We start from the raw sequence: 14,793 nt of genomic DNA on the forward strand, positions 1-14,793 counted from the left end.
AAAAATAAGTAAGGTGATATTATTTTCACCTTACTTATCTGCTGTTATTATACTTTAAATTTACTAGTCATCGCTTGTAGTTCTTCTGCCATCTCAGCTAAGTTTTGCGAAGCTGAACTAATTTCCTCCATGGAATTAACCTGTTCTTCTGTTGAAGCTGCAACACTTTGCATACTAGCTGTATTTTCTTCTGCAGCAGCTGCAATTTCATCAATAGCATTTGTCACTTCATTTGCATCTCCAGCAATTCTCTTCGTTGTTTCTACCATTTGATTAACTTGAGAAACAATATGTGTAGTAGAACTTAAAATTTCCGTAAAACTTACTTTCGTTTTTGTTACAACATCAAGGCCTTGTTGAACTTCTCCATTCACATTATCCATCGCCTTAACAGTATGTTCAATATCCGCCTTAATTTCTGCAATTAAATTTGCAATCTCTCCAGATGACTCTCCTGATTGCTCTGCTAATTTTCTAACCTCATCTGCTACAATAGCAAATCCTCGTCCCTGTTCACCTGCTCTTGCTGCTTCAATAGCCGCATTTAAAGCTAATAAGTTTGTTTGAGTTGCAATGTTTTGAATTGCTTCAGAAATAGCTCCTACTTGCTTTGATTTCTCATCAAGAAGTTTAATAATAGCATCTGACTCGGATACCGACCTAGAAATAGACTGCATTTGTTTTGCGGTTTGTTCAACTAAATCTTCTCCCTCTTCAGCTCTTTCACGGGCATGTAATGAGGAAATAGAAATTGACTCTGCGCTTCCAGTTACATCTTGAATTGCTGTATTTACTTGTTGTAATGTAGCCGCACCTTCTTCAACACCTTGACTTTGTGACTCAGCCCCACCTGATACTTGTTCCATCGCAATTGTAATTTGATCTGTCGCATCATTTGCTTGCTGTACGCTCGCTGTTAACTCTTCAGCCGATGCTGCAACATGTTCTGCTGAAAAGCTAATTTGGGTAATAACATCTTGTAAAGACATAGACATTTCATTAAATGAATTCCCTAATTTCCCTATGTCATCCTTGGAATGGATTGTAATTTTCTCTGTTAAATCTCCCTTACTAATTTTATATGCCGATTCAGCTATTTTTCGTAATGGCCCTGTAATAGACTTTGTAATGAAATAAATTAATATACTACCAAATGCAATAGCAATAGCAATGACAATCAAAGTCTTATAAAACACTGGATTGGCAGCTTGGTTAATTTCTTCATCGAACATAACACCAACTACTTTCCAGCCTGTTTTCTCATTTGTTGCAAAGATTAAATTCTTTTTATCATCTTGTTCTGTATAAGACACATTTCCTTGTTTTTCTTCATAAATTGGTTTAATCCAAGGATCAGTAACTTTTGCACCTGGTTTTCTAGATGGATGACTAACAATTTGCTTATTTTGATCTAAAATAACTGCATAACCTTTTTCACCAATATTAATCATTTTGGAAATTTTTAAGATGTTATCTAAATTTAAGTTAATTCCTATAACACCTTTACCATCTTTTACTTCTTTAGCAATTGTCACTACCATATTTTTGGTAGATGCTGATTGATATGGTGAAGTAACAATTACTTTCCCTTTATTTTCATGTGCTTCTTTATACCAAGATCTATCTCTTGGATTGTATCCATCAGCCATTTGGATAAATGGTTCTCTTATAAACTTTCCCGTCTCTGTTCCAATATAAATACCTTCTACTTCTGGATGAAGTTTTATATATTGCGCTAGCTTCGTTCTTACTATTTCTTCCTGTCCATTTAGATATGTATCTTCTGTTAAGATGTCTGCAAAGTACGTCGCATCAACAAATTTCTCTTCTATATTTTGAGAAATAACAGTATTTAAAATCGAAATATTCTCCTTTGCTTTAGCTGTCATTTGATGTTCAAAATTTGTTTTGGCAGTTTGATATGAAACACCACCAATAATAATTCCTGGTATAGTTAAAATAATAAAGAATGAAATGATTAATTTTTTATTGATACTCATACATTTAACCCAGTTAAATATTTTTTGCATAATAAGCCTCCTTTATGTAATGTGGATACTTGTGTCATTTTATACAATTAACATGCATAAAACAATATATAATGATAACATGTAAATTTTTCGTCAATTATGCATTTTTGCATATCCACTCCTTATACGTATTTTAATCATAAAAATAAGAGAACTTTAGCATTATATATGCTAAAGTTCTCTTATTTCTTAACAGCTTCTACTCTATAAAACTTCTCTTATAATCCTTAAATCTTTACCCTTCGCCTTATAGTCATATTACTAAAACTCTTCGTCCTAATTTATTTGACGCTCTTTACATAACTAATTGCCTGACTTCCCATTTGTACCCATGCCTGTTCAAAGGTTTCTCTCGGTACTTTTACATCTAAGCTATCCTCAAGTGGATCTCGAATATATACAAATTCCTGATCATATCCAATAAGTACAACACAATGTTCATTATACGTAATAGAAACATCTCCACTATTTGTTTCCCATGTAGTAAATTCAGCTGCATCTAATGGTGCAAATGTTGCATTTGTGATCATGACTACAGGTTGCCCTGCTTTTATCCTCTTATAAATTTCTTCTATATTCTTCCCTGTTAAGTCTACAGCTTTATTAGGTAAATATTTTTCCGCTAACTGAAAAAGTGGCCCATGATATACACCATATCCCGATTCAGAAAATGTATAAATATTACCTACAAATCCTTCATTTGGATTCCCGCGCACACCATCGTCTATAAAATCAACTTTTTTTATTTCATTTGCTAATGTCATCTTATCCACTGAAACACCAGCGTATTGTAACATCATCGCTAAGCTTGTCACTTCACAGCCTCTATCTAGCTCTGGTAGTTGCTGAATTAATGGTACACTTGATAAAATGACCTTTTCATCATTATTACTAAATTCCGGTTCTTTCCCGTTTTGTATATTGAAGAATGTCCACTTCTCCCCATACTTTGTAATTCCATTTGTATATACACTCCATACCGCTATAGCTAGTAATGCTATACATATATACCACTTAAACCTCCGTATCACTCTCACGCCCTTTTTAGTTCGTTAAATAAGAATAAAATGCGTCAGCATCCGTTCGAATCACTGGTACAAAATTTAGTTCTTTTTCTCTCTCAGGTTGATCTTTTTTTATTTTTTCTGTTAGCTCTTGAATATTCATGTTCGCTTTATCCATATTAAGCTCATCTGCCAATTGTAGCACCTTTTGTTCATTAATTTCTCTTAATACTTGATATATATCTTTCCCATATAAATCAATATGATATTTTTTTGCTTCTTCCTGCACTTTTTGTTCGTACACCTCTTGTGCTAACACTTCTATCTCTTTTCCTTTTGGTGAAATACCTAACTTCCCTGCTTCCTCTCTTACCTTCGTTCCATAGATTTCTTCTGCAATGTCCTCTATTTCTTTTCCATTTGTCGAAATACCTAATTTATCCGCTTCATCATTAATTTTAATCGTATTAATTTGATTAATTAAATTTACAATTGATGTATTTTCTATAGATATGCCTAGTTTTAACGCTTCTTGCTTTACTTTTGTTTCATAGATTTCTTCTGACAGCGTCCCAACATCTTTTCCTTCAATCGAAATTCCTAGCTGCTTCGCTTCTCTTCCTACTTCTGTCTCATGAATTTCTTTTTCTAACGTAATTTGTTCTTTCCCTTCCGTTTCAATACCTAGATTCTCTGCCTTTTCTTCTGTATGCACAGCATGTATCTTTCCATTATTTAATTGTTCTTTACTACGTTGTGTGTAATCTGTCTTTCCTTTTGATGTTTCAGAAGGAGAGGCACCCCCTAATATACTTAAGCTCATTACTCCAATAGTGAATACCGTCATCATTTTCTTTTTCAAAATTAATTCCTCCCTCTTATACTTTCTTTCCCATCATTCCCCTAGTTTTTTTAATACTATACATACATCTCATCGCTGCTTGAGATAACATTATGATTGATAAACCCCACTCACATACACCTAGTCTCTTCTTCATGTAACGAACTTTCTTCATGCCATATATAATATAAATAGTTTCTTAACTTTGTCTTAAAAAAAGACGACCTTGTAAAAACAAGATCGTCTTCTTACTTATATTTTTTGGTTTTTAGGGAAAATCACTTCAAAACAAGTGCCATCTCCCCATTTGCTCTCTACTGATATTTTTCCGTAATGCTTTTCTACAATCCAATTTGCGATTGAAAGACCTAATCCAGCTCCTTCTGACGTACTTCTTGCTCTATCCCCTTGATAAAAACGATCAAATAATTTCGGAATATCTTCTTCTTTCACTCCTATCCCGTCATCTTTCACCTGTATGCGAATCGAACTACTCGTCTGCGTGCAATCAATTTGAATATGCCCGCCTTCGTTTGTATACTTCATCGCATTATCTAACAGTATGACCATCATTTGATGAATCCGCTCTCTATCAGCCATAAAAGATACGTCACGTTCTACTTTTAGTATCATTTCTTTTTCTTGATAAGAAGCAATCTCTTTATATGGAGCTACTATTTCTTCTAACAATTTATCAAGTTCAAATGTTTTTTTATCCATCTCAATTTGATTAGAATCAGAACGTGCTAGTAATAATAAATTACTAACGAGTTTTGATAACCGCCTACATTCTTTTGAAATTGTAGAAATATCCATCGCTTTTTCTTCTATCGTAGCGGATGGTGACTGAAATAACACATCCGTTTTTGATTGAATAACTGCAAGCGGTGTCCTTAGTTCATGTGATGCATCAGAAACGAATTGCTGCTGTTTCTCCCATGAATTTTGAATAGGTACGAGTGCTCTGCCAGCTAGGAAAAAGCCGATACCTATCGCACATAAACTTCCTATGCTACAACCTATAACGAGGATTAAAAATAAAGTATTTAACATTCCTTCTTCCGCTGTTATATCTCGCACGATTTGAACTATTTCTCCATCTTTTTGAAGCGAAGATGCTCTAAAATATCGTCCTTGTACTTTGATATCTTGTAACTCCCCTATTTTTTCCGGAGAAAACTTTTCCAAATTCTCTTCAAAAATTGAACGGAATTTACGATTATCGCCCTCTATTTTCACTATTTTCCCATTCCAAGTTATTCTAGTTACTCGCGGATCTCCAATTTGGATATTCTCCATACGTTTTCTTGGTGGTATTTTAACATCTAATTTTTCTCTATACTGAGCCATCATTTTTATAGATTGATCCACTTCATTATAAATACGCTTATATGTGTATGAATAAATAATACTACCTAATATACCTATTAATAGGATAAATACTAATGAATTCACTATAGTCAAACGAATGCGTGTCTTTTGAAACATACTTCCCTTTTTCATTGTTCTTTTAATATATATCCAATACCTCGAACAGTTTGAATATCTTTCTGATAACCGAATGGTTCTAATTTTTTACGCAAATGATGCACATACACTTCCACAATGGCTACTGTCGTATCTGAATCAAATCCCCAAACACGATCAAAAATTTGTTCACGCATTAAAATCTTCCCGCTATTTTGAATGAGATACTCTAGTAGCTCATATTGTTTCAATGTCAACTTAATACTTTGTCCATCTACTTGAACGTCTTTATCTTTTCCGAACAATTCAATCCCTTTATAACGAATCGTTTGCTGCGTTGTTAAACTACCACTTCTGCGTAGTAAAGCGCGAATTCTCGCTTTTAATTCAGGGGCCTGAAATGGCTTAACGATATAGTCATCTCCACCAAAATCCAATCCCTTCACCCGATCTTCTAAAGAATCTCTCGCTGTCAAAAACAGGACTGGTGTTTCAATCTTTTCATCACGTATTTTTTGAATTACTTCAAATCCATCCATCCCTGGCATCATCACATCCAGCAAAATTGCATCATATATATTTTGAAGCGCTAAAAACAATCCATCTTCTCCATTTATTGCCGTATCTACTTCAAATTCATCACGCAAAATTTGTACGATAGACTCTAATAACGAGGCATTATCTTCTACTACAAGTAAGCGCATGCTCTCACCTTCCATCAAATAGTTCAATTCTATTTATTATTACATTTCTTCTCTTCATAACAAAAGAATGTAGTTACATTACGTATTTTCATTTTTAACTATTTCCTTCTAAAATTTTGAAGTTTTATTATAAAAACTTTGTCTTAAATTTAGCTTAATAAAAAATTGAAAGAAATAAGATTCCTCTTATCTCTTTCAATTTTTTATTACATATACCTTTTTACTCGGCAATTCCAAACAATTTAGCTGACCACCGTACACAGCCCCGCCATCAATTCCAATAATACGATTACTACCAAAATACACTCCGCACTCCTCACTACCATGAAGCGTTTTTGTTTCCGTATGCCCAAATACAACAACCTTTTCACCGCTATATCCATTATGAAATTCATTACGGATCCACATTAACGTATATGGTTCAGATTCAGAAACTCGTTTCATCGGTTCAACCCCAGCATGTACAAATATATACTCTTCTGTTTCAATGTAATGATCTAATTCTTGAATAAACTTTATATGTTCCTCTAATACACGGGAGTGTAAAATCGGTTTTTGGAAGTCTTTCTCATTAACCGCAATATCTTCTTCTACAAATCCATAGCTATATAATGTCTTATCTCCACCATTTCTTTTTACCCAATGGTTCCATGAATGTTCCTCATTTGTCGTTAACGCCTTAATCATCATATCTTCATGATTTCCCTTTAAAATGAGTGCTCCCTCTTCTTTCAATTCTCTTACCTTTTCAATTACAGCACGCGCATTTGGACCACGATCTACATAATCTCCCAGTAAGATTAATTGATCCTGTTTCGCATCATATTGAGCTTCTTCCAATAACTGTTCAAACTTTTTTATCTCTCCATGAATATCACTAATAACAAGAATTCTTTTCATATTATCCCCCCTCTTTCTAATTATAGTTCAAAACGGCAGAAATTTCTGAACTCAAATCTAAAATCACATTTATTACAAATAAAATGATTATCCTTACAACGATGTAAGTCTCTTGTCATCCAATTCGATAGTTGTAATTACTGTATTTCCTTATACTGAAAGTAAGAAATGAAACAAAAAACAAGGAGAGATGAGAGATGAAAAAAGTAATGGAAGTTGTAGTAGCGGTAGTAGAGGTTTTCGTAAATGGTAAACAAGTCACAATGGAGTTAAATAAATAATGAAAAGGACAACATTTACTCTAGACCCTTTACTCATATAAAAGAGATAAGACTTCATCATTTCTTTGATCCCTTATCTCCCTATAAAGAAAGCCGTATCCCTTTTAAGGATACGGCTTTCTCTTATTTTTGACTCGTACGAGCTGAAATGCTAATTGCTCTATCTGTTGCTTTGGCAGCTTCATCTAACGCTTCTTTACTATTCTTCCCGTCATACATCGCTTCTAATGCTTTTACAACTGCATCTCTTGATTCTGGGAATACACTAATTAAAGCACCTTGTGTTGCTGGAGATTGCTTCGTTGCTTGCAGTTGATCTACTGTTACTTTCAACTGTGGGTATTTTTCATATTGCTCTTTTACTAATGGCTCATTATATGCATCTGGATTAATTGAGAAATAGCCTGTTGCAGTATGCCATTTTGCTTGTACGTCTGGCTTCGTTAAATATTTCATAAAGTCCCAAGCACCTTGTTGCGTTTCTTCTGAAACCATATTCGTCATCCATAATGATGCTCCACCAATAACAACACCATTTTGTTTCGAATCCTCTGGATACGGAATATATGAAACACCTACATTAAACTTAGATGCATCAATTAAATCACGAACACCTGCTGAAGAATCTAAATACATAGCAACTTGTCCAGACTGGAACGCGGCACGAATATCATCCCAACTTGCTCCATACTTTCCAAGTGCGCCAGCTTTATTTAAATCATCTAACATTCCAAATACTTTCTGTCCTTCTTTACCGTTAAATACCGCCTTTTTTGCAGCATCCTTACGGCCGTTTTCGTTATCTACATATAAAGCACCTTGTGTCGCTAACAATTCTTCAAAGAACCAACCGTAGTTAAGCATGGAGAATCCATATTGTTTTACATTTCCGCCTTCTTTAATCGTTAACTTTTTCGCTGCTTCTTGTAATTCCGCATATGTTTTCGGAGCTTTCTCTGGATCTAAGCCCGCCTTTGCGAAAGCATCTTTATTATAAATTAATACTGGTGTAGATGAATTAAATGGCATAGAATACATTTTTCCATCAACTGAATAATAATTTGTAATTGCTTTTTCTAATTTTGACGTATCGTACTTATCTTTTTTTATCCAGCTATCAATTGGTGTGATTTTTTTACTATCAATCATATATTTCGTTGTAATTTCACTCGATTGAACTAGAGCTGGCGCTTCTTTCGTTGCAGACATCGTTCTAAATTTCGTTAAAGACTCTTCATATGTTCCTTGGAACTCTGCCTTTATCTCATATTTATTTTGTGACTTATTATAGTCTGCAACAAGACCATCTAGTACTCCTTGTGTTTTTCCACCCATCGCATGCCAGAAGCGAATTACAGTTTTATCACCATTTTTTTCAACTGGTGCTACTTTTGCCTGTGCTTCAGGTTTTCCTTCTGTTTTACTATTTGAACAAGCGGCACTAGATAATGCCATTGTTGCTGCCATTAATAGAGCAGCACCTTTTTTAACTAGACTCATTTAAATCTCACCTTCTCTTAGTTATTTAATTGCAACTTTTGTTAATCCTTGTTGTAATTGCTTTTGCCCTAAAAATAGTAAAATCAATGTTGGAATAACGATAACCGTAACACCGGCCATTACGCTTCCCCAATCAGTTGCAACTTCTTGAGACTGAAGCTGCTTCACACCGATTTGCACTGTTCTTACTTTTTCATCAGTGGTCACTAAAAGTGGCCATAAATACATATTCCATGTTGTTAAAAAGCTATATACTCCAAGCGTAATAAAACTCGTTTTACAATACGGAATTACAACGCTGAATAGAAATCTTATATTTCCAATCCCTTCAATAAACGCAGCTTCTTTTAGTTCATTCGGAAGTGTCATAAAATGTTGACGTAACAAGAAAATACCGAAAGCTGTTGCAAAAAACGGCACTGTCATCCCGGCGAAACTATTGATCCAGCCAAAGTTTTGAATCGTTAAAAAGTTAGGCACCATCGTTGCTTCCCACGGAATCAGCATCGTTGAAATAAACAGGAAGAAAATTAAGTTTCTCCCTTTAAACTGAAGAAAAACAAAAGCATAAGCTGCTAAACTTGATACGATAAGTTGTCCAATCATAACGACTGTCGATACAATTAAACTGTTATATAAGTATGTAAAAAGTGGTACTTTTTGAAAAATATTAATGAAATTATCAAAAGTAAACTGGGTCGGAAATAACCTTCTCATTTGAATATCGTCTGGTGTCATAAAACTTATTAAAAATGCATACAGTACAGGAAAAAATACCATTACTGCACTAATAATGAGCAGCATGTATAATAGGAAATTTTGTTTCCACTGTTTAACAATCATTTATAATGCACCTTTCTCTCAGCAAACTTAAATTGAAGTAATGTAGCAAGAAAAATGAAAACAAATAATACCATTGCTTGTGCACTTGCTGTTCCAAATTGATGATTCACAAACGCCTCTTTGTAAATCGAGTACACAATCAAATTCGTTGCATCATTTGGTCCACCGTGCGTTAAAATATCAATTTGTCCAAAGCTTTGGAACGCACTAATTAATGTTACTGTTACAATAAAGAATAAAGTTGGTGATAGCATCGGTAATGTAACACGGCGAAGTTTATATAAATAACTAGCACCATCTATAGATGCACTCTCATATAACGACGTATCGATATTTTGTAAACCACCTAATATAACTAAAAATGCAAAACCTGTATTCACCCAAACTGTTGTAACTGATACAGAGAATAGTGCCCAGTCCGGACTCGTTAACCATGCGATTGCAGGAAGGTTCATAGAGGCTAATATATTATTAAATAATCCTACACTTGGATGAAATAAAAATAGCCAAATCACTGCACTAGCAGCTACTGATATTCCCATCGTCGAAGAAAACAGAACTCGGAATAACCCAATACCTCTTACTTTTCCATTTGCAATCAATGCAAGAAACAAAGCAAATATAATACTCGTAGGCACTGTATATAAAACAAATAATAAAGTTGATTTTATACTTTTGTAGAAGGCTGGATCAGAGAATAAGTATTGATAATTTTCTAAGCCAACGAAAAGATTAGCTTCCCCATGTATATCGGTTAAATAAAAGCTATAGTAAATTGTCCTAAACAATGGATAGAACAAAAAAATCGAAAATAACAAAATAGATGGCGCCAAAAACAATAATCCTATTCTTAAATCTTTCGTTCTCCCCCATAATTTTTTCTTTTTTGACACCTTTGTTTGAACTGGTAACTTACTTACTTCGATCATTATTTCGCCACCACTTTCAACTCTTCTTCAGCTACCACTTTTAAGCGTTCATTCGTGTTTTCATTAAAGAAGCATAACTTTTCTTGCGAGAATAATAATTTTACTTTGTCACCTTTGTTCAAGAGTAACTGTCCGATGACTTTCGCACTCCAAGTTGTTCCATTTACCGCAAAGTTCAATATAGATTCATTCCCTAATACTTCTACAGATTGCAACGTCACTTCTTGTCCCTCCTCAGACAGTGCAATATGCTCAGGACGCATGCCTATGCGAATTGTTCCTTCTGGTAATTGCTTTAACTGTCTAATAGATAATGGAATTTGCAATTGCCCTATATGTAATACACCTTTTTCTTTATTTACTTCCCCATCATTTATATTCATAGAAGGAGAACCTATAAAGCTTGCAACAAATTCGTTTGCTGGTTCGTTATATATGTCAAGTGGTGTTCCAACTTGCTGTATACTTCCTTTATTTAAAACCATGATACGATCTCCCATAGTCATCGCTTCTATTTGATCGTGGGTAACGTAAATCATCGTAATTCCTAATCGCTGCTGAATTTCTCTAATTTCAATTCTCATTTGCGCACGTAATTTCGCATCCAAATTCGAAAGTGGTTCATCCATTAAACAGATTGGTGCTTGACTCACAATTGCCCTGGCAAGTGCAACACGCTGTCTTTGTCCGCCTGATAATTGGCCTGGTTTCATTTTCACATACTCTTTCAGTCCTACCATTTCAATGGCTTCCATTAATCGCTTTTGTCGCTCTTCTTTTTGTACTTTTCTTACCTTAAGTCCAAATAAAATATTTTCTTCTACAGATAAGTGTGGATATAATGCATAATTTTGAAATACCATTGATAGATTACGGTCTTTCGGCTCTAGATCATTTGCAACACGTTCATTAATAATTAAATCTCCTGAAGAAATCTCTTCTAAGCCAGCGATCATTCGTAATAATGTGCTTTTCCCGCATCCCGAAGGTCCAACTAAAACAAAAAATTCACCCTTCTTAATATGAACCGATACGCCTTTAACCGCTGTCTCTTCTGCATTTTTATATACCTTTGAAACATTTTTCAATTCAATCACAAGGTTGCACTCCTTTTTTCTTCTTGTATCCATACTTCATAATGACTTGTTGAAATCGCACTTGCTCCTGCATGAATTGCAATTTCCGCATCTTCTCGCGTTTGAATCAGCCCACCTGCAATAATAGGAAACTCTATTTCCTCTACTAGCTGTTTAATTATAGAAGGCATAATCCCCGGCATAATCTCTACTGCATTTGGTTTAGTCGTTTTACAATTTTCAATTGATTTAGTAAGGGATAAAGTATCTACAATAAAAATACGTTGAATTGTTTTCAATCCAATTTTATTAGCATTTCGAATTGTTGAACCCTTTGTTGAAATAATACCTTGTGCCCCGATAACATCTTGAATATACAAAAGCGCTTCCTCTGTATTCGTATTTAAGCCTTGTATAAAATCACAATGAAGAAATACATCATGTCCATGTTTCTGCAATTCATATACACGCTCTGGTAATTCCAGCATTGAACCAGTCATAAGAAAAACTTTTTTCGGCAATTTTTTGTATGCTTTGTATCCTTTCCAATCCTTTATCATCGCAATATAAGGTTCTTTAAACATTTTTCCACCTAACTGTTCTATTTTTATCCAAACTAAAAACACCTACTTACATAGAACGCCTTTCTCCTTATTTGAACTCTAGGGAATAGAGCACACCTAAGAAAGTGGCACATTATATGTAAGTGGGTGTTCTCAAATGTTCTCTACCCTATTTATTTTGTTACCTTTACTATATTACGCATTTATTAAGTCAGTTTTGATAGATTGTTAATTAGGTGTTAATCAAATGTTAATATTCACCATATTTTCTTAATATTAATCTAGATATACAAATAAATCCCAACGGCAAACAACTATCTTTAAAATTTAAGTGATATGTAAATTCATTCCATAGTTAATAAGTTTTAGTTTTCTCGCAACGGCTTGTGAAGCATAATTATTCCAAGAAGTACTATAAAGTGGAATGCTTTTTTCTTCTTTTATTGATATCGCCCAGGCTGTAACACCATCAGTACCATATCCGTTCCCTTGAAACTCCGCTAAAGTTTCCACACTTGCCTCAGCAGCTACGGGCGTACTTCTGGCACTGCAACAAACAGAAACTACCTTTTCATTTTTTACAATTGCCAAATAAGGTTGCCTCCTTATTTACTCCATTTACCATCCATTCATAATCTATTTTTCATATTCAAAATAAAAATCCCATTCAAATACACATTACTGAATCCATCATACTAACTGATTTCTTCATTCTGTCTATCTAAATGGGATTATTTTTCGTTTTTTACTCTACTGGCTGTTGTGGCTGTACTACTTCATTCGCTCCAGCTACCCTCAACATATTTACAATATCTTTAAAACCTCTTTTTTCAGCGTATTGCAGTGGCGTCAGATGTTCCTTGTTAGCCATGTTTACATCTGCACCGTGATCAATAAGCAATTGAATTACTTTCTTATGGTTTTCACTACCATTTCCTAATACAATTGCTTCTAATAACGCTGTTCCACCACGTTCATTTGTATAATTCACATCAATATCTGTATGCTCTAATAATTCTTTAACAACCTCTACATGGCCACGCTCAGATGCAGAAATAAGTGCTGTCCCACCTGACCTAGTCGTTTCTTTCGTATTAACTCCTGCATTAATTAATACTTTTACAATATCCGTATATCCTTCTCTACTTGCATAAAGAAGTGGATTACTTTTTTTCTCATCTTTAATTTCAATATTAGCACCTGCACCAATTAATGCTTTAACTGTCTCTACATGATTTTGGTACGTCGCTGCAAGGACAGGCGTTTCTCCGTTGTCACCTTCTACGTTTATATTCGCTCCATCCTGAATCAACTTCATAGCTGTCTCTGTATCTCCAAGGGTAGCTGAAAGTAACAACTGTTTGTCCATTAAATTTATACTTTTCTCTTCTTTAGATTCTTCCTGTTCTTTATGCTTCTCTTTTTTCTTTTCATTTTTCACATGAACCGGTTTCGATTCTGGTTCTTCTTGCTTATCGCAAGCCACTACCGTCATTAAAAGTCCTAATAAAATACATAATAAAATTTTTTGTTTTCTCACAACTACAGCTCCTATGAAAGATAATGTTTTCTTAACCATTCCTCCATCACATACAATAACTCTTCTTGAGTACATTTATCCATAAGCCCTTTATATTCCTTCTTTAATCGGATTATCTTAAGCTTATACTATGTTTCTCAACCTATTGAAATGATACGCCTGATGGCCCCATCATTAACATTATGAAGCAATTAGTTTAGCACGTTTTTACCGCATTTGTATACATTTCTAAAAAGTACATAAAGTGAAACTTTAATTAGTGGGGGTTTTGTTCATCCACCACTAATTATTAGCCCACACCAATCGGGCTTTTACGGGCAGCCCGACTCCACCTAACTTCTTTGCTTTCACTAAATTTTGAGGTGGGGATCTTATTGCCCGTTAATGCGGGATAAATGATTGCTTTAGGTTACTATATTCCATTGTAACCGTTCTTCTAAAAATTTTACACCTTTTCTATATTTGCACCTGATTAATAATAGAAAAAGACAACTATATAGTTGTCTTTTTCTATTATTAATGATGTCCACCATGATTTCCTGCTTTCGGTTTCCCCATCATCTCTTTATTCATTTCCCATTTATGCTCTGCTAGCTCTTTATATGAAAGAACTTTCCCCTTATAGTTAGATACAAAGCTCTCTGCATCTTTTTTATTTTTAAATGAAATGACATTATAAGCCATCGGTGTCGTTATTGTTTTATCATATACGTAAGTAGCGTCTTCTAACGAAATCCAATCTTTCGAATCATAATCTCGAACAAATTTCTCTTTCGTCTTTTCACCTGAGTTGATCTCCATCCATTTATACATACAACCGATATCATCAAACTTTAACGCTTTTCCATTTTCTAAAATAATTTCTGTTGCAAATTGATTATCTGTTACCCCAATTTGACAAATATCACATTTATCATGTTTCTCATCAATGGCAACAGCTGCTGTTTCCTTTTTCCCACACCCGACTACCGTAAATACGAAACATAAACATATAGCAAGTACGACATATTTTACTTTCATCAATATTCCTCCCTAGAAACCGTATACTCCACGAAAAGAATACCAAAAGGTTGTGTGAGATTTGTGAAAAAACAATGTGCTTTTTGTAATATAGG

General features: G+C 34.3%; 13 protein-coding genes and 1 pseudogene. All 14 read right to left on the reverse strand.

The features are described 5' to 3' along the window. Positions 1-47 precede the first annotated feature (47 nt). The 14 genes and pseudogenes from QCI79_RS10105 to QCI79_RS10170 all read right to left on the reverse strand — a co-directional run bounded on the left by QCI79_RS10105 (position 48) and on the right by QCI79_RS10170 (position 14,698). A complete protein-coding gene (locus tag QCI79_RS10105) occupies positions 48-2,030 on the reverse strand; it encodes a methyl-accepting chemotaxis protein (protein ID WP_001169205.1) in 1,983 nt (660 codons plus the stop codon). 281 nt (positions 2,031-2,311) lie between these two features. Further along, positions 2,312-3,061, reverse strand: a complete 750-nt coding sequence (locus QCI79_RS10110; RefSeq protein WP_000621163.1) for a C39 family peptidase — start codon at positions 3,059-3,061, stop codon at positions 2,312-2,314. Between the two features lie 13 nt (positions 3,062-3,074). After that, positions 3,075-3,896, reverse strand: coding sequence for a hypothetical protein (locus tag QCI79_RS10115; protein ID WP_000728596.1), 822 nt, complete (start codon positions 3,894-3,896; stop codon positions 3,075-3,077). A 231-nt stretch (positions 3,897-4,127) separates the two neighbouring features. Further along, positions 4,128-5,378 (reverse strand): sensor histidine kinase, encoded by a 1,251-nt coding sequence (locus QCI79_RS10120; protein WP_021728386.1) that lies wholly within the window; start codon positions 5,376-5,378, stop codon positions 4,128-4,130. After that, complete coding sequence (locus QCI79_RS10125; protein WP_001238623.1) at positions 5,375-6,046, reverse strand: response regulator transcription factor; 672 nt, start codon at positions 6,044-6,046, stop codon at positions 5,375-5,377. Before QCI79_RS10125 ends, QCI79_RS10120 begins: the two co-directional genes overlap by 4 nt. Before the next feature lie 195 nt (positions 6,047-6,241). Then, entirely contained in the window at positions 6,242-6,946 is a 705-nt protein-coding gene (locus tag QCI79_RS10130) for a metallophosphoesterase family protein (protein WP_000821994.1), read from the reverse strand. Positions 6,947-7,350: 404 nt separating this feature from the next. Beyond that, positions 7,351-8,727 carry an ABC transporter substrate-binding protein gene (locus QCI79_RS10135; RefSeq protein WP_000060579.1) on the reverse strand — a complete coding sequence of 459 codons (1,377 nt, stop codon included), beginning with the start codon at positions 8,725-8,727 and terminating at the stop codon, positions 7,351-7,353. Positions 8,728-8,748: 21 nt separating this feature from the next. Continuing rightward, positions 8,749-9,570, reverse strand: a complete 822-nt coding sequence (locus QCI79_RS10140) for a carbohydrate ABC transporter permease (RefSeq protein WP_021728385.1) — start codon at positions 9,568-9,570, stop codon at positions 8,749-8,751. Continuing rightward, complete coding sequence (locus QCI79_RS10145) at positions 9,567-10,499, reverse strand: carbohydrate ABC transporter permease (protein WP_000573803.1); 933 nt, start codon at positions 10,497-10,499, stop codon at positions 9,567-9,569. Before QCI79_RS10145 ends, QCI79_RS10140 begins: the two co-directional genes overlap by 4 nt. Then, positions 10,499-11,596, reverse strand: coding sequence for an ABC transporter ATP-binding protein (locus QCI79_RS10150; protein WP_000571387.1), 1,098 nt, complete (start codon positions 11,594-11,596; stop codon positions 10,499-10,501). Before QCI79_RS10150 ends, QCI79_RS10145 begins: the two co-directional genes overlap by 1 nt. Continuing rightward, on the reverse strand, positions 11,593-12,159 hold the full coding sequence (locus QCI79_RS10155; protein WP_002100736.1) for a glycerol-3-phosphate responsive antiterminator: 567 nt from the start codon (positions 12,157-12,159) through the stop codon (positions 11,593-11,595). Before QCI79_RS10155 ends, QCI79_RS10150 begins: the two co-directional genes overlap by 4 nt. 306 nt (positions 12,160-12,465) lie before the next feature. Continuing rightward, a pseudogene (locus QCI79_RS10160) lies at positions 12,466-12,741 on the reverse strand (GNAT family N-acetyltransferase); the annotation flags it as partial. Between the two features lie 142 nt (positions 12,742-12,883). Continuing rightward, positions 12,884-13,753, reverse strand: coding sequence for an ankyrin repeat domain-containing protein (locus QCI79_RS10165; protein ID WP_000287338.1), 870 nt, complete (start codon positions 13,751-13,753; stop codon positions 12,884-12,886). A gap of 441 nt (positions 13,754-14,194) precedes the next feature. Then, entirely contained in the window at positions 14,195-14,698 is a 504-nt protein-coding gene (locus QCI79_RS10170) for a nitrous oxide reductase accessory protein NosL (RefSeq protein WP_000865666.1), read from the reverse strand. Positions 14,699-14,793 lie beyond the last annotated feature (95 nt).

Source organism: Bacillus cereus group sp. MG1, assembly GCF_040460035.1.
GTDB classification, from domain to species: Bacteria; Bacillota; Bacilli; order Bacillales; family Bacillaceae_G; genus Bacillus_A; species Bacillus_A cereus.